At 38.8% G+C, this 16892-nt stretch carries 10 protein-coding genes and 5 pseudogenes; 12 read left to right on the top strand and 3 right to left on the bottom strand.

What is annotated here, in order from left to right; all coding sequences use genetic code 11:
* The first annotated feature begins 3 nt into the window (after positions 1-3).
* The 4 genes and pseudogenes from ACIROD_RS01900 (at position 4) to ACIROD_RS01885 (ending at position 2783) form a co-directional block, all read left to right on the top strand.
* Positions 4-1007: pseudogene (locus ACIROD_RS01900) on the top strand (LLM class flavin-dependent oxidoreductase).
* Positions 1008-1166: 159 nt separating this feature from the next.
* Positions 1167-2192: an LLM class flavin-dependent oxidoreductase gene (locus ACIROD_RS01895; protein ID WP_402937416.1), complete on the top strand. Its 1026-nt coding sequence runs from the start codon at positions 1167-1169 to the stop codon at positions 2190-2192.
* 39 nt (positions 2193-2231) lie between these two features.
* Positions 2232-2519, top strand: a complete 288-nt coding sequence (locus ACIROD_RS01890) for a beta/alpha barrel domain-containing protein (RefSeq protein ID WP_402937414.1) — start codon at positions 2232-2234, stop codon at positions 2517-2519.
* 138 nt (positions 2520-2657) lie between these two features.
* Entirely contained in the window at positions 2658-2783 is a 126-nt protein-coding gene (locus ACIROD_RS01885; protein WP_402937412.1) for an SDR family NAD(P)-dependent oxidoreductase, read from the top strand.
* A 59-nt stretch (positions 2784-2842) separates the two neighbouring features.
* On the opposite strand, the pseudogene ACIROD_RS01880 reads toward ACIROD_RS01885, so the two are convergent.
* Together ACIROD_RS01880 and ACIROD_RS01875 are read right to left on the bottom strand one after the other, a co-directional pair.
* Positions 2843-3331: pseudogene (locus ACIROD_RS01880) on the bottom strand (IS3 family transposase); the annotation flags it as partial.
* Between the two features lie 288 nt (positions 3332-3619).
* Positions 3620-5635, bottom strand: a complete 2016-nt coding sequence (locus tag ACIROD_RS01875; RefSeq protein WP_402937410.1) for a sigma-54-dependent Fis family transcriptional regulator — start codon at positions 5633-5635, stop codon at positions 3620-3622.
* A 517-nt stretch (positions 5636-6152) separates the two neighbouring features.
* Here ACIROD_RS01875 and ACIROD_RS01870 point away from each other — a divergent pair.
* From ACIROD_RS01870 to ACIROD_RS01860, 3 genes are all read left to right on the top strand, one after another.
* The gene (locus tag ACIROD_RS01870) at positions 6153-7178 is read left to right on the top strand and encodes an amidohydrolase family protein (RefSeq protein WP_048689574.1); all 1026 of its coding nucleotides are present in this window, start codon (positions 6153-6155) and stop codon (positions 7176-7178) included.
* Positions 7179-7253: 75 nt separating this feature from the next.
* Positions 7254-7967: an iron-sulfur cluster assembly protein gene (locus tag ACIROD_RS01865; protein WP_402937407.1), complete on the top strand. Its 714-nt coding sequence runs from the start codon at positions 7254-7256 to the stop codon at positions 7965-7967.
* 54 nt (positions 7968-8021) lie between these two features.
* A complete protein-coding gene (locus tag ACIROD_RS01860) occupies positions 8022-8594 on the top strand; it encodes a DJ-1/PfpI family protein (protein ID WP_048689580.1) in 573 nt (190 codons plus the stop codon).
* A gap of 164 nt (positions 8595-8758) precedes the next feature.
* Here the strand turns inward: ACIROD_RS01860 and ACIROD_RS01855 are convergent.
* Positions 8759-10184 (bottom strand): annotated as a pseudogene (locus tag ACIROD_RS01855) (IS4 family transposase).
* 189 nt (positions 10185-10373) lie between these two features.
* On the opposite strand from ACIROD_RS01855, the gene ACIROD_RS01850 reads away from it, so the two are divergent.
* From ACIROD_RS01850 to ACIROD_RS01830, 5 genes and pseudogenes are all read left to right on the top strand, one after another.
* A complete protein-coding gene (locus ACIROD_RS01850; RefSeq protein ID WP_402937405.1) occupies positions 10374-12833 on the top strand; it encodes a SpoIID/LytB domain-containing protein in 2460 nt (819 codons plus the stop codon).
* A 415-nt stretch (positions 12834-13248) separates the two neighbouring features.
* Complete coding sequence (locus tag ACIROD_RS01845) at positions 13249-13632, top strand: VOC family protein (protein ID WP_402937403.1); 384 nt, start codon at positions 13249-13251, stop codon at positions 13630-13632.
* Positions 13633-14041: 409 nt separating this feature from the next.
* Positions 14042-15139 carry an L-dopachrome tautomerase-related protein gene (locus tag ACIROD_RS01840; protein ID WP_402937401.1) on the top strand — a complete coding sequence of 366 codons (1098 nt, stop codon included), beginning with the start codon at positions 14042-14044 and terminating at the stop codon, positions 15137-15139.
* A gap of 253 nt (positions 15140-15392) precedes the next feature.
* Positions 15393-15745, top strand: a pseudogene (locus tag ACIROD_RS01835) (VOC family protein).
* 624 nt (positions 15746-16369) lie between these two features.
* Positions 16370-16549: pseudogene (locus ACIROD_RS01830) on the top strand (SPFH domain-containing protein); the annotation flags it as partial.
* Positions 16550-16892: the final 343 nt, after the last annotated feature.

Below are 16892 nucleotides of genomic sequence, written 5' to 3'. Positions count from 1 at the left end.
ATTATGACAAAGAAAATAGAACTTTCAGTGCTAGAACCCTCCCCAATTGTCGAGGGAGGATCAGCCGACTTTCCCTTCAAACACGCTTGATCTAGCAAAGAAAACAGAGCAGTGGGGATATAAACGGTTTGGGTTGCTGAACATCATAATTGGGCAGGAATGGCGAGTTCAGCATCCCCGATCGTAATTGGACGAGTAGTCTCTGTCACGGAAAAAATGCGTATTGGATCAGGTGCAATGCTGCATTCCCATTATTCTCCTCTTTCCGTGGCTGAGCAATTGGGAACATTAGAAACCTTCTTCCCTGGCCGAATCGACCTTGGATTGGGGCGGGCACCTGGCACCGACCAATATTCAGCAAATGTATTGCGGCATAGGGTTGCTGGTGAACCTGAATTTGATGCCCCACTTGAGGAGCTTATCGCATATCTTTATGGTACAGGAACAGCCACTAAGAATGGTTCATTTAGCATTCACGCCATTCCCGGCGAAAAAAAAATGTGCCAATTTGGCTGTTAGGTTCAGGGTTTTATAGTGCACAATTGTCTGGAATGCTTGGGTTACCATTCTCTTTTGCGGGACATTTTGCTCCAGGTAACATGATGGAGGCCATAAAACTGTAGCGGGATTATTTTCGTCCGTCTCAATTTTTGGAGGAGCCTTATGTACTGTTAGCCGTTCAAGTGGTGGCTGCTGATGAGAAACAGGAGGCACAAAGGCTTGCCACTTCGATGTATCAAAAATTTCTTTTGTTAACCCGCGGACAGCCTTCGCTCATTTTGGCACCTGTTGATAATATGGTCAAACTTTGGAACGATAATGAACGCAGGGCGGTTGAAGAACAGCTTTTCACTTCCATCATCGGGGACCCTGCAGGTGTGAAGCAGCAGCTCCATGAGTTAATAGAAAAGACTGACGCTGATGAAATTATGAATCATACAGAGATTTTTGATCGTAAGGCACGGCTGCGCTCTTATGAAATTTTGGCTCAGGCTGCAGTAAATTAAACATTATTGTCTAGTCTAATAAAGGATGTATTTTCTGCAGATATTAAATCAGTTAAATTAATGTGATTTAGATTGAAGCAGTATAAGAAGACAAAGAAAACAACCTGTAAATTCTTTTATAGGTTTGAAACGAAATTTTTAAAGAAAGAAGATGAGCATATGCCTGAAAATGATAAAAAACAAATTACGGATATTCCATTCTCGGTCCTGGATCTCTCTCCAATTGCAGATGGAAGGACGCCGGCTGATTCTTTTCGCAATACTTTGGAGCTGGCCCGGCTCGCTGAAAAGCTGGGGTATAACCGATATTGGCTCGCTGAGCATCATAATATGCCATTTATCGCCAGCTCTGCAACATCGGTAGTCATTTCCCATGTTGCAGCAGGTACATCAAAAATCCGGGTAGGTTCAGGCGGCATTATGCTGCCGAATCATGCACCTCTTGTTATTGCTGAGCAATTTGGTACTCTGGAATCATTATATCCAGGACGTATTGATCTTGGCTTGGGCCGTGCACCAGGCACTGATCAGCTTACGGCACGTGCATTAAGACGTGACTTGAGAAGTTCAGGAGAAGATTTCCCTGAGCAGCTGGCTGAGCTCCGGAATTACTTTGACCCTTCCCTGGCACAAGGATATAGTCATGTTAAAGCAATTCCAGGTGAAGGATTAAACATACCTATTTGGCTGTTAGGTTCGAGCGGATACAGTGCCCAGCTGGCAGGAGAGCTTGGACTGCCGTTTGCATTTGCGAGCCATTTCTCGCCGCATAACACACTGCCGGCTATCCAGCTGTACCGCCGTTCGTTTAAGCCTTCTAAAGTACTGGACAAGCCGCATGCAATGGTAGGGCTAAACATCATTGCGGCCGATACAGATCAAGAAGCTGAGCGGCTCGCTACAACATTGCAGCAGCAGTTCTTGAATTTGATGCGCGGGAAGGAAGTCCCATTGCAGCCGCCAGTGGATAATATTAATGATATAGCTAGCGACTATGAAATAGCTGCCCTTGAGAATCAATTAGGAACTTCGATTGTCGGCAGTCCTCAAATCGTAAAAGAAAAGCTGGAAAAGGTTCTGGATGAAAGTCAAGCCGATGAAATTATGGCAATCGCCCAGGTTTACGATCATAAGGCACGTCTCCATTCCTATGAAATATTGGCAGAAATTACTCAGCTAAAATAGGTCAAAACTGGCATCACCATAGAAGAAACGTTGCAATTAGTGGACAAGTTAGCAGACCAGGACCTGGATTATCTCCATATTTCTGTCGGCGGCTTTTGGAACGGATTAATCCATGAAGATAACAATCAGACATCCCGAGTTGTTATGTTCCATGAGCGTGTCGGCGGTCGTGTTCCTGTGATGGGTGTTGGAATGCTGCGGACACCCGATGAAGTGATGAAAGCATTTGAAATAGGTGTACCTTTAATCGCTTTAGGGAGGGAATTGATAATGGAACCTCAGTGGTATAAGAATATACCTTATACTAAACAAGACGGTACATTTTAAAGGGAAACCATCTTATTGGTTTCCCTCCTTTTTTGAGTATTAGAGCAGAAAATCAGCCATAGTTTATTTGTTTATGACTAGATGTTATTGTTAATATGTAATCAACAATAGACACCCATAGAAAGGATTGGATCTAAAGTGAACCTGGGATTAAAAGATAAAACGGCAGTCGTGACAGGCGGCAGTAAGGGTATTGGAAAAGCAATTGCCGTCGCGTTTGCCAAGGAAGGCACCAACCAATGTTGTAATTTGTGGACGTGGTGAAGAAGCATTAAAAGAAGCAGCAGCAGAAAGTGAAAAGCTGGGAGGCAATAGGTTTTAATATGGAGAATGGGTGAATCTTTCGATTCCAAGCTATCAAAGGCTTTATCCTGCATTTTGGAAACGAGGATGAACAGGCCGAGATTCGATATTATAGGCGATGATTTCTCCATTAAACAGGTCAAGAATAGTCGATAAGTTAAGTCTTTCCCCAGCTAGATGGAATTCCGTGACGTCGGTAACCCATTTTTCATTGGACTTTGCCGCCTTGAAATCACGTGCTAGAATGTTGGGCGCAACCTTGCCGATTTTCCCTTTGTACGAACGGTATTTATTCATGCGAACCAATGACTTCAATCCTAGTTCATTCATCAATCGGAGAACTATTTTATGATTGATGTGAGCACCTCGGTACGTAATTCTAGGGTAATAAGCCGATACCCATTATGCCCTTTATGCGTATGGAAAATCTCTTTGATAAGGGATTTAATTTCTGTGTATTTATTCTCACGCCCGATGGCGTTTACCCAATAATAGTACGTACTCCGTGATTTTTAATCTATCGTATATTTAGTCAAAAAAACTGCACCTCCAATTGTTCGATGTTGTCTAACAATTGGGGTGCAGTTAAGTATCATGGTGCTCTTTGATGTGGAAATTCTACAGTTCATCATTTACTTCAGAAAATATATATACTTTTTCCCTTTAAGAAATAGTGTTAAATATACTGATGATTTTTAATTATCAGGTCATTTGTGAAATAAGGAATTAAAAACGGCAGAACTTATAATTTTCCCAATAAACACAATGAAATCAAGAAAGGACATCCTGGTTTTGCATTATCCATTGTTATTAGATAAACCTTCATTTTTAGTATTCCGCCCGAGCTTTCTATAAATTGTGCTTCTATGAATGCCAAGTTTTTTTGCAGCCGCTGTAACATTGCCATTTGCCTCATTAAGTACCATAAGAATCATATGCAATTCTTGCTGCTTTAAAGAGATTGGATAACTCACTGATTCTTCGTGGGATGAGGAAGGATTAGTAAGTATTAATGGCTGTTCTTTATTATTCAATTTTTGATGTGTATGATCTGTCGCTGAATAATTTATTATCCTTTTAGTTAGTCCGATTTCTTTTGGGAAATCACTGTTTGTGATTATATTGCCATTTGCCTTTATGGCCACTTTGTAGGCAAAATTCCTTAATTCACGTACATTCCCAGGCCATCCATACTGCTCTAAGACAAACATGTCTTGGTCGCCTATTTTAAGTGGTGGTCTCCTAATTTCTGCACATGTTTTTGTCAAAAAATGATTTAATAATAAGGGGACATCCCCTGTTCTTTCGCGCAGTGGGGGGACTTCCAAGGAAAGGATATTAAGTCTGTAGTAAAGGTCTTTACGAAAAGTGCCTTCCTCGCAGGCTTTTTTTAAATTACAATTTGTTGCCGCAATTACCCGTACATTTAATTTTATCGGTTCTCTTCCACCCATTCGTACAATTTCTCCTTCTTCAAGCACGCGTAAAAACATGGCCTGTAAATCTAGTGGCATCTCGCCAACTTCATCTAAAAAAATTGTTCCTCCTTCAGCCTGTTGGAATTTTCCGGAACGGCCACCTTTTATACTTCCTGTGAAGGTGCCTTCCTCATAACCGAATAATTCGCTTGCTGCGAGTTCTTTTGGAATTGCCCCGCAATTAACAGCTACAAAAGCAGCTTCAGATCGATGACTATAAGCGTGTATGGATTGGGCGAATAACTCTTTGCCAGTACCGCTCTCTCCCTCAATTAAAACGGGTAAATCCAGATTGGCCATTGTATGCGCCTCATCGATAACAGATTGGAATTCCGGAGATTTCCCAATCATATTTGTGAAGGAGTACTTTGTACTAAATCCCGTTTTATTTAAAGGTTTGACTTTTGAAATCGCATGTATCATAAAACCAATAGGGAATCCTTGATGATATAAAGGGACTGACTCAAAAATCCAGCCGTCTTTCATGCCTTCTGTGCCACTGCAAACTGATAATGAATTTATTAATCGGTTATTGTAATCAATCCAACCTTTGTCATACCATGGGGTGGAGGCTTTAATGACTTGATGTCCACGATCGAGCACAGCCACTATTTTACTGGGGCTTTTACGAGTTGTTTCATTATAATGTTCAAGTAGCAAAAAGTGCTCAAATTTGAGCTGGCTTTGGAGCTTTTCTTCGATTGTTTGAGTGATAGAAACAACAGCGGATAGAGAGAGGGGATGTACCACGTCCCAAATACCGGTTAAGTTGACCGCTCCAAGAACCTTTTGTGTTGCAGGATCTTTAATCGGCGAGGCTGAGCATACCCAATTGTGAACAGGTTGGCAGAAATGTTCTCCCGCGAAGACTTGCATGGGGACTCCTGTAGCCAAAGAAGTGCCCATAGCATTTGTCCCTACATAGCTCTCTGACCATGAAGTCCCTGCTGCAAAATTTATATTTTCGGCTTTCTTTTTGAGAGAGGCATCTCCATCTAGATATAATAATTCGCCTTTATGATTAGAAATCACAATTAAGTGACCTGAATCTATTGCTGATTCTTTAAGTTTTGGTAGAAGGGATTCTGAAATAGAAAAGAACGTGTGGGTTGTTTGATATTCTTGTATTTCATCTTGTGACAGAACCAGTGGGGCTCTCCCTTTGGTGGGGTGTACTCCATGACGAATAGAGCGCTCCCAAGATTGATAAGTTAAGGATCTCACTTCAGATACTAAATTTTGGCCTGATATAAAATTCTCCCAGGCTCTTTCGATTCTATCCTTTTCAGTCTTCGGTGAAGAGAAAATATCCAACGAAATATATGGGTTCTTCATACCGGTACCTTCCTTTTAATGTAAGTACGTGCCATGTTTCTGAAATCACCCTGACCTTTCAGTAAACGCTTACAATATTTTTAAGTGATTGATAATAAAAAGTTCTCCATCACGTTGGTAATATAGTTACACATATTATATACCAATTATCTAAATTATCAATCTTGTTAGTCTCCACTATGCTTTCCCACTCTCAAATATAATCTACTATTCTTAATCAAACTTATAAGTTAGGTGTGTCGCACTTTGCTTAATTACGATTGTCACTTTTAGATACAGTGTCGCTTAATGCACCATATATCATTAGAAAAAAATACAGAACTTTCAATATTTTTATTTAAATCTATAGTTATCATTCCAAATTTCCAATTATTTAGAACCTGATAAATAACGGAATAGAGGTACTCTTGCTTGTATTAAAGAAACATTTAATAATTTTTGATAGTAAAGAAGGAAGATTTGGCACAGTATTTGCAATGAAGTAAAGAGAAAGGCAAAACTTGAAGGGGTGATAATGTTGTATAAAACGAAAAGCGGGGAAGAAATTTTTGTTATTGATTCTCATGTGGCAATTTGGGATGGAAGCAAGGAAAACCAGCTAAACATACATGGTGAACAGTTTATTAGTTGTTTCTATGATTATCATAAGAACTTGAGTCCTGAAGAATATTTTTGGCCAAGGGAAAAATTCGAGAAATATGGCTCTGAAACGTTGGTACAGGATGTCATTGTAAAAGGATATGCTGATATGGCTATTTTTCAACCGGTATACCTTAAGGAGTTTTACAAAAACGGGTTTGGAGATTTTGATGTGAATGATGCCCTTTCAAAAAAATATCCAAATCGTTTTATATGTAATGGGACGCTTGATCCTCGACATGGTGAGCGCGGGTTAGAAAATCTAGAAGCGATGAAATTGAAATACGGTTGGCAAGGTATAAAACTTTATACAGCTGATTGGTATGGCGATTCTAAAGGGTATAAGCTGTCTGATCCGTGGTCTCAGCGTTATCTGCAAAAATGCCTTGATCTGGGAATAAAAAATATTCATATCCATAAAGGTCCAACGGTCACACCGCTTAATCGCGACGCTTTTGATGTAGCGGACGTTGATGATGCTGCAAGTACTTTTCCAGAACTGAATTTTATCGTAGAGCATGTCGGGTTGCCTAGACTGGAAGATTTTTGTTGGATTGCAACACAAGAGAAAAATGTATACGGGGGATTAGCTGTAGCCATATCACTTATCCATCAACGTCCTCGTTATTTTGCAGAAATCATAAGTGAGTTATTGTACTGGCTGGATGAGGATCGCATCCTTTTCGGGAGTGATTATGGAATATGGGAACCAAAATGGCTTATCGAAAAATTCGTAGATTTTGAGCTTCCTGAAGATATCCAACAGGAAACAGGCGTAACTTTTGATTTGAATGTAAAAAAGAAAATTTTAGGTGGTAATGCAGCCAGACTCTATAATATTGATATCGAGGCTCAAAAAGCGAAGTTACAAAAGTGCGAACTAGCTTCACATATAATGGTTTAATCTCAATCAATAGACCAGTTGAGTCGTGTTAAAGTTTTGTATCAATCATTGAAAAAGAGAGGTGCATCGAACTTTATGAACAAAGAAAAACAGGTTTATAGCATGCTTGATAAAGTTTATGATCCAGAATTAGACCAGCCTTTAACTGAATTAGGATTTATCGATCACACGGTAATAAAAGAAAACGATGTCGAAGTAGTTTTTCGATTACCAACTTACTGGTGTTCACCTAACTTCGCATATATCATGGCCGAAGATATACTGAAGTATGTGGCTGAATTAGACTGGGTAAATGAAGTTAAAGTAACTTTATTAGATCACTGTGCTTCGGTTGAAATCAACCAAGGAGCAACTTCAGGTAAATCCTTTAGCGAATCCTTTAGTAGTTTATCTGATGGAGATCTTAATGAATTACGTAAGACTTTCCAGATAAAAGCTTTCTATGCAAGGCAAGAGAAACTTATAAGATATTTACTTCAAAATGGGATGTCAAAGAAAGAAATCCTCAATATATCTATCCAAGAGCTATATGAACTGCCTTTATCTGTAGAAGGGAAGTTACTTAGGGAAAAATACCTGGAAAAGAAAAAAACGTCGAATTACTTAAATCAATTAGCCATAACCACTCCTGAAGATAAAGAGATAACTGAAGAAGGGTTTGCTGATTATCTGCGAGGTGCTAAAGGGTCACGAATGAATATGGAGTTTAATGCTCATTATTGTCGCGGTTTATTAGAGGCTCGATATAATTTGCCTTCCGCTGATGAAAGTACATTGACGGAAATATAATTTTAAGTATGCTTAGGAATTTTTAAAAATTTCAGAAAAGGAATGTGATGAAAAATGAGTAAAAACGTTCTTATTATAACTGGTGACGCTGTAGAGGCATTGGAAGTATTTTATCCATATTATAGATGTATCGAAGAAAATATTAATTGCACAATTGCCTCACCTGTGAAAAAAAGTCTCCAGACAGTTGTTCATGATTTTTTGCCTGAAATGGAAACGTTTACAGAGAAATGGGGATATAAAATTGAATCTCATGCCTCGGTTGAAGAGATTGAACCTACTGATTATGACGCACTTATTATTCCTGGGGGCCGTGCTCCTGAATATATTCGTATGAATAAAAAAGTACAAGATATAACCGCCCATTTTTTAAAAGAAAATAAACCACTTGGAGTTATCTGTCACGGACAACTGGTATTAACAACGATAAGAGAATATATAAAGGGCAGGGAGATGACAGCTTATAACGCATGTAGACCCGAAATAGAAGCTGCAGGAGCTACATACGTGGAAGAAATGCTTCATGTTGATGGCAATATCGTGTCAGGGCATGCTTGGCCAGATCTCCCAGGTTTTATGAAAGAATTCTTTAAATTGCTAAATGTTAAAAAAGAAGCTTCTGTTTAAATAAGTCAAAAGGACTGAAACATTCCCTCCTTATTTTCAAGCTAATATGGGTGATATTACTAATATTGAGAAAAAAGGGTTGCCACTGGCAATCCTTTTTAAATTGGACAATATTTATGGCTGAATTTATTAAAACGGCTTCCAAATAGTTTTCTTAAAAAGTATTAGGCAACTTTGAGTTTTTGTGACATCGAATAATCATAGACAACCTAAGATATCAAAGACCGTTTTCTTGTTATAACGATGACATTTCCGTCCGTTTTTCTCCAAAAGGTAAAACAGATGGAGAAAAGTCTTTGATAGTTCTTGGGTGTCCTTTAGTAATCCTTGATAAAACAATAAATAATAGTCTTTTATCATATAGATAGATTTATATTCACTTAACTCCTTCTATGTCTAAAAGTAACTGACGCATTTTAAACATGGTAGAGGAACAGAGTAAAATGCTAATCAGTTGCCCATATAAGTGACACTCTAAGCGTTCCCTTTTGATCTCTTTGCACTTGTCAATTTGAAAGAAAGATTTCCAGTTCTTAAATAGAATTTCAATCTGCCAACGTAACGAATACAGGTCATGGATATGTTCCGTTGGAACGTCTTCTAAAGGAAGATTTGTAATATATACGTTCATTCCACTTAATCGTTTGCTTCGGTCTTTATAGGTAATGCCCTTCTTCTATTCTTTTTTTGCTTGTTCTTTCAATCTTTTCTCTTTTTGTGCCTCAGTTAGTCGATGAATAACCACTCGGGCGGGTAGTTTTTGATACAGGCCAATGTATGCTACTGAAATTTCGAGTGTTTGTCCAGGTCGTAATTGATTCATAAGCTCTTCCGTGTCTAACTGAATAAAGAGAGTACCTTTCTTCACAGTCCCATTTCGAAAAAACTCTGGTTTATCGTTCTTACGATAGATACGAGAATTTAACTTCAAACGTGAGACATAGTAAGCACCTTCATCATTTATTTTCTGTAAGTCATGTAAGTCGAAATACCCTAAATCCCTTATGTATAAGTCTTTCGGTTGAATGATTTGTAGACTCGTTGAACCGAAGGTTTTATCATTTTCTCTCCCTTCTCCTACATAAACTTGAAGGAACTTCCCACTCAATAATTCATATTCAAGTTGGATTTTAACACCTGCGGTATGGCTGCTTCCGTCAGAAACTTGATAATGTGAGGCAAACTTATCTGGAAGTTGAAATGTTGTAGAATCTAGGATACGAATACGTTTAAAAGTCGTGGAGTAGGGGTGAAGTATTTCTTGTGTTGAATGAATTCTTTGAGTGAGAAGATTAGCTAGAACTTGTTGAAGAAACTGTACGGCTGAACCATTAAATCGTTGATTAAGCCCTTCGGGGCTCATGAGGACACCTGTAGATGCTACGAGATGGCTACACAATTGTGCGAGTGGCGTACTCGCGACCTGTTGACTAAGCCATACACATAAAGCAATTAATTCTTGTGCTTGATATTTACTTTTACGGGAACAAAACCAACTTCTTTAGCTAATTGTTGTAGAGAAGACGGAGATAAGTAGTTTTGAAGTTCTTGAGAAAAGAAATTCATTTCGTCTAAAACAGAAAAACTCATAGAAAACGCTATCCTTCCTGTAAATTTCTACAAATAGAATAGCGTTTTTTTCGTTATGATGATACAAATTCACTTTAGCTTAATGGCCATGCGGTGGGACCCCTAAAATAGTAAAATATCGACTAATGTCTCATTATGGATGATATACTATTATTTTAATAATCTTCCAAATTATGAGGAGGTTTTTCAATGAAAAAGGTACGGAATGGAATATGGATGTTTGTTACACTCGTTCTCATGCTATCTTTACTTCCAGAAATGTCTGTTAAGGCGGCAGCCGATCCGATCATTAAGGTTAAATTAAAAGGCTATCTTGGTAATAAATCCGAGATTACTGTCGAACCGGAAGTCACGTACACTACGAATCTAGCAAATGTAAAACTAGAATCGAACAAGAAGTATACGTTGAGGGTCAGCGGTACGGACATTGTTGTTCTGACAGATTCAAAAGAGATAGGCAAAGCTTCTGAGATTGAAGTGAAACCTGAAACAGGGAACGGTCCACTTTCGATTAATGGGCGTACATACTTAGGTAATTTACGTTTTATTATGGAAGATGGAAAATTCATCCGTCCATATAACTCAATTGGTCTTGAAGATTATTTAAAAGGGGTTGTTCCAGCTGAAATGCCGGCTTTATGGAATCAGGAAGCCTTAAAGGCACAGGCTGTTGCGGCAAGAACCTATGCGATGAGCTACATCAACAGAACGCCCGACGACACAATGAGTTACCAGGTATACGGTGGCTACACTTGGCACGAAAACTCAACAAAAGCTGTTAAAGCAACAGAAGGTCAGGTCATCGGTTATGGTGAAAAACAACATATAGGTTCAGATGCTCTTTTTTCCTCTAGCAATGGAGGGAAAACCGAGTCCAACAATAATGTTTGGATTGGTACAGAGTTACCATATTTAATGGTCAAAGACGATCCATATGATCCGCAAACTGTGTGGAGTTTTAGTGTAAAAAAGCAACAAATAGACCTTACAAATTTAGATTTGACAAAAGCAGATACATGGTGGGCTAATACCAAGGAAGTTGAACAAACACCAGTAATTTCTAATATAAGAGCATGGCTACAGAAATATGGATATACCGGCAAAGACATTAAAATAACGGCTGTCCCTCACCTATCCCTTCACGCACTAACAAGTGGCAGCAGGGTGAGTAAAGGAAGTATAAAGATTGAATTTATGGTGAAAGAAAAAGGGAAAGCGTTACAGCAAAGTGTAATATTAGAAGATGTATCGGCTTCGAAAATTAGAGACATTATCGGTCTGAGCATCATGAAAAGCTTTTTAGTAGACAAAGTGGATACAGCAAGGGATGTGATTAACGTTTCAGGCAAGGGATACGGCCATGGTGTCGGACTAAGTCAGTATGGCGCGAAAAAGGCTGGCGAAAAGGGAAATACGTATCGCGAGATTCTTGCTTTCTATTATGAAGGGACAAGCTTAAAACAAGCTTATAAGCCCGAGCCTGAAGAAGTAGAACCAGTCAAGCCAGAACCGGCACCTATCATTCCAACGCCAATTCCAACACCAGCTCCGGATCCCGCACCTAAAGATGAAACAGCACCAATGATTAATAGTTTAAAGACCCATTACGATTCTAAAACAAACCAAGTCAAAATAACCTTTGATACAAGTGAACAAGCGAATGTGACAGTGGAAGTTAAGGATGAAAAAGAGCAAATCATCGCTTCTCTTGTCAAAGGGGATCAAAAGCCGTCAGGATCGCAATTAGCCATTTGGGATGCATCAGAGGTAAGTAACGGTTCATACACCTTTGAAATTAGAGCGATTGATAGTAGTAATAATGCAAGTTCAGCATCTGTTCCATTTTCATTAACAAAGCCTGACACAGTGGCTCCAGTTATTAAAAATACAAATACCTCATATGACTCAAAAACAAATAAAGTTTTCCTGAAGTATGAGATCAATGAAAAATCAAAGGTTACCGTGCAAGTAAAAGACGCAAAAGGAAAAATCGAAGCTACTCCGATCATTAATGAAGAGAAAAATGCCGGTGTCCAATGGACATCGTGGAATGTATCGAAGGTTATGAACGGTAAATACTCATTTGAAATTGCAACGATCGACAGCAATCAAAATAAAAGCTCAGCAACGGTTCCATTTACTTTAACGAAACCCGATATAACGGCACCTTCCATTAATAATATAAAAACCTCATATGATTCAAAAACGAGTAATGTTGCTTTGAAGTATGAGATTAATGAAAGGGCGAAGGTAACCGTTCAAGTAAAAGATGCAAAAGACAAAATCGTGGCGACACTAACCAATAATGCTACAAATAATGCCGGTATCCAAAGTGCATCATGGAATGTATCAAAGGTTTCGAACGGAAAGTATACGTTTACCATTACAGCAATTGATCCAAGCCAGAACAAACGTACAACGACGACTTCCTACACTTTAAACAAACCGGCAGTGAAGAATATGACTGGTATGGTCAATGCTACAAAGTTGAATGTCCGTTCCAAACCAACCACATCTGGGAAAGTTCTTGGCTCTTTGAAGAAAAACCAAATCGTTACCGTAATTAATAAGAGTAGCTCTTGGTACAAAATTCAGTACGGTAAGGGAACAGGTTATGTGCACGCAAAATACCTAACGAACGTCCGATAACGAAATCAATCAGTGAAAAGCCGTAATCAAAATTTGGTGAGCACTGAAAAAGACCATGAATTCTTATAAGTCATGGTCTTTTTCTATATATTTCATTTCCGATAGTAAATTCAGTCTGAAACAGCCTCTTATTGGGGTCCCCACCGCATCGCCATCAAGATAAAAAATATTAAACACTCCAAAACGAAAAAAGAGCTACTTTTTCTGTAAAATCAATCAATAGAAAATAGAATTTTTTCGTTATGGGGATACAAATATATCTTAGCTTGATGGGAATGTGGAGGTACCCTTAATGAACTAACGGGGCAGGATAGTTCTACAAGCACAGTGTTTTCGAACTATGATGAACCTCTAAAGGAATTTTTTGAAACTTGTTGAATTTCTATAGGTAAGGCTCAATGAAAGGTGGAAAACAATGAAAATAACCAGTTCTCCTATTAATAGTAGAATAAACAATGTTTTTATCCATGTTAGAGATTTAAAGAAATCAGTTGAATGGTATTGCAATCTCCTTGGCATCTCGCGAAATAATGACTCTGTAGAATCACCTGTTTACAATATTCCTGTAACAAGTGAAACTGGATTATCTTTAGATGACCATACGTTTGATCCTAATTTTATATTTAAGCCATCCAATAATGTCTTATTTAATTTCTACGCAAAAGATATAGACGAAGCTTACCAATTTATCAAGAGTAATAACATAGCCATTGTTAAAGAAATAGAGCGTATTGGAAATTTTGCTTATTTTAACTTTCAAGACCCAGATGGTAATGTACTTATGATTTGTAATGGTTAATGTTCTTAGGAAGTAGCCGGCTCACTACTCCCTTTACTTAAGTTTTTTCGCACTTCCTTTTAACTTCACAGTTTGTGTCAACTCTACAATAAGGCAGGTTGCTGAAGCTGCCTTTTCTTATGGCAGGAGACAGATTTATTTTCTAACCAGGCTGCTGGACGGGAGCAAATCATAATAGTATGTATGTTAGTTCTAAAATTGACTGCAAACGTAAATTCAGATGCTCTCATTCCCCGTCTTTGAAGAGCCAGTGGAAGTTTGAATCACTTTATCGAAACTCCCATGTTTCTCCTGGACTAATAAACCCACAGCATCCATCACGATTGAAAAATTTATCAAGAACCAGGCACTACAAAAAATTTTCATCATATATAGGTGATATCCGTTAGGATTTGATGAGGAGGATATCATGCAACCTATGTTACCTATGGAAAAATATTTTGGGCAGTTTGAACTGGTGCATGCTTTTTATGGGGCTATGCCTACAGGTGTCAGCGTTTCCGAAACCGGTCGTATTTTTGTATGCTTTCCGAAATGGGGAGACGACGTTCAATTTACTGTGGCGGAAATTGTTGAGGGTGAATTGCAGCCTTATCCCAGTGTAGAAACCAATTTAGTTAATACTGGGAATATTACGATGTCTTTCGTCAGTGTCCAAAGTATCGTTGCTGATGGAAGAGGGACACTTTGGGTACTAGATACAGGGGCACCAAATTTTTCTGAACCTATTCAAGGGGGAGCAAAATTAGTTGCTGTTGATTTAAGCACGAATACAATAAGGAGAGTATATACCTTTACAGAAGATGTTGTATTGCCAACAACTTATCTGAATGATGTCCGTTTGGATTTTCGGGTTGGAAGAGCAGGCTATGCATATATAACGGATTCTTCTTCCAGAGGGCCAGGGGCTATTATCGTCGTAGATTTAGAAAATGGGAACGCGTTTAGACGGTTAAATGGGGCAATATCAACTTCACCTGATCCCTATTTTTTACCGAAAGTAGAAGGTGAAATTTTGATGAATCGAAACCCGGACGGCTCGACTTTCCCATTTAGATTGGCTTCCGATAGTTTAGCGATTTCTCCTGATGGAAAGGTTTTATTTTATGCTCCGCTAACCAGCCGTCAGCTGTTCTCGATCTCAACAGAAGCCCTAAGAGACAGAAGGATACAGGACCTGAATTTATCCCAATATGTGCAGTATTGGGGGGAAAAAGGTGCGTCTGATGGAATGATCACCGGCGCAAAAGGAACCGTTTATGCGGGAGACTATGAAAACAATAGTATCCGGAAGATATTGCCGAATGGCGCAATGGAAACCATCGCACATGACCCCAGAATTTTATGGCCGGATACTTTTTCGATTGGCCCCGATCAATACTTATATGTCATTGTGAATCAATTACATCGGCAGGCGAGATTTCATTATGGAAGAGACCTGCGGGAAAAACCATATAGTTTACTTCGTATGAGAATTGATGAATTCCCTGCTCCTACCTTTTCATAGTAATCGTAAACGAAGGTAGCTATCCCCCATCAGGGAGCTGCCTTTTTTGTCAGATATTCCCGCAACTGTCCTATGATAAAGAAGTGACTTAACTCAAATTGAAAGCCTGCTTCATCTTAGACTTAAAAAAATAAATAAACACCATAGGCATGATGCTACATAAGTATCAACTTACGGTAAGAGGAAAAATTTTGAACAAAACTAGGAGGTAATCAAGGGAAAATTAGTTCACCTCGAAATTCTTGTGGATGACATGGAACGGGCAAAGAATTTTAAGGTGAGGTATTTGGATGGTCATTTCAAGATTGGAGTGATTTCGCAGGAATGCCTTACTTGGGAGCGTGACTGGCGATGAGAATGAACCTGGGAAATGGTGCTTTGATGCAGCGTCAAAGTCCTCCGCCGGAAGCTGGCCAAGCTCTTAATGGAGATGCTTGTACAATGGGTGTCGATAATTATTACGAAGCGGAAGCCAAAATTCTTGAGATTGGCGGCAAGGTCGCATTGCCCAAATATGCACTGCCTGGAATGGCGTGGCAAGGATACTATATTGATACCGAAGGGAATATATTCGGAATTCATCAAGCTGATGAGAATGCAAAATAGGATCCATGTTTGGTGAATAAAGATTGATCGGGAACCACCCTTTTGTTTCCTACGCGGGGTGGTTTTCTTTGCTGAGAAAGAGATATGAGATTGCCTGGAAACAATCCCTTTCACACTTCTTTTAGAAATTCCACGATAATCACCCAAATTTCCAGAATGGAGACAAGAGAAACTTCTAACCACCAAATGGAGATGAAACTTTCTTTATTAATAAAAAGTGACAGTGCATTGCGCCCATAGAAGTAGACATGTATTAATTTGGGAAAACCTGCCCACCAAGTTTTTATATTCGTTCTCGGGCGCGATTCTTGAATAAGGTTCGCTTTTCTTATAGAACTAACAGGCTAAAATCGGAGCTGTCTTTAAGGCAGCTCTTTCTTTATGCAGAATAGCATTCCTGAAATGATTTAAATTAGCAGCAAGGTTTGTGGAGAATTCTACGGGAGCGTTTTTCGGACTCAGATTAGACGTAATTAATTATTAGTATATGCAAAAAATTACAGTGAATAGAATTAGACGTATTATTTTGCATAATTACTTTTTTAAAATTAAACAACTAAAAATATAATTTAAGATCTCTTTAGTGGTTCTTTTTTATATCTTACATAATGTTCAAATTGTTTCCGGATAGCCTCGCAGGATCTAGCTAAAATGGGACTCATCATCGTATCGTTCACGATTAAAGATGTTCGGGATAAAAATGGATATCTTGAATCGCTCGGAATGCCAAGGATTACCCAGGTGAAGAGGGATGCCGATATAGCGACCGCCGAGGCAGAGAAAGAAACGCGAATCAAGGTAGCGATTCTGATCCGCGCCTGGCTGCTGCTTCTGGCAGATACCATCGAAAGAAACATCCTTGAACCCGAAGGCATACCTGCGGGAATTATGATCGTTTAATAGGGGCTCCTTATTTTATGTATTTGTTGATGAAGAAGTAGGAGAAAAAGCATAATTTTTGTAAAAGCTGAAGATGTCTTCAGCTTTTTTGTTTGCCTTATCATCTTCAAATCTCTGGGGCAGGGCAGATTGGAACATAATAAAAGCCCGAACTGCAAAATATAAGGATACATGCCCTTACACGAATCCTACTTAAGCATGATTGACTTGGTTTTTTCATTTGATATAGTTTTAGGATGCTAAAGTG

This window comes from Peribacillus sp. NPDC101481 (assembly GCF_044767165.1).
Lineage (GTDB): Bacteria > Bacillota > Bacilli > Bacillales > DSM-1321 > Peribacillus.
The sequence above is the reverse complement of the archived record's forward strand: the minus strand, read 5'-3'. Positions and strand labels throughout refer to the sequence as shown.

Coding starts and splice junctions, on each gene's coding strand:
- ACIROD_RS01895 (WP_402937416.1), top strand. CDS start 1,167: ATGCCTGAAAATGATAAAAAACAAATTACGGATATTCCATTCTCGGTC.
- ACIROD_RS01875 (WP_402937410.1), bottom strand. CDS start 5,635: ATGAAGAACCCATATATTTCGTTGGATATTTTCTCTTCACCGAAGACT.
- ACIROD_RS01865 (WP_402937407.1), top strand. CDS start 7,254: ATGAACAAAGAAAAACAGGTTTATAGCATGCTTGATAAAGTTTATGAT.
- ACIROD_RS01860 (WP_048689580.1), top strand. CDS start 8,022: ATGAGTAAAAACGTTCTTATTATAACTGGTGACGCTGTAGAGGCATTG.
- ACIROD_RS01850 (WP_402937405.1), top strand. CDS start 10,374: ATGAAAAAGGTACGGAATGGAATATGGATGTTTGTTACACTCGTTCTC.
- ACIROD_RS01845 (WP_402937403.1), top strand. CDS start 13,249: ATGAAAATAACCAGTTCTCCTATTAATAGTAGAATAAACAATGTTTTT.
- ACIROD_RS01840 (WP_402937401.1), top strand. CDS start 14,042: ATGCAACCTATGTTACCTATGGAAAAATATTTTGGGCAGTTTGAACTG.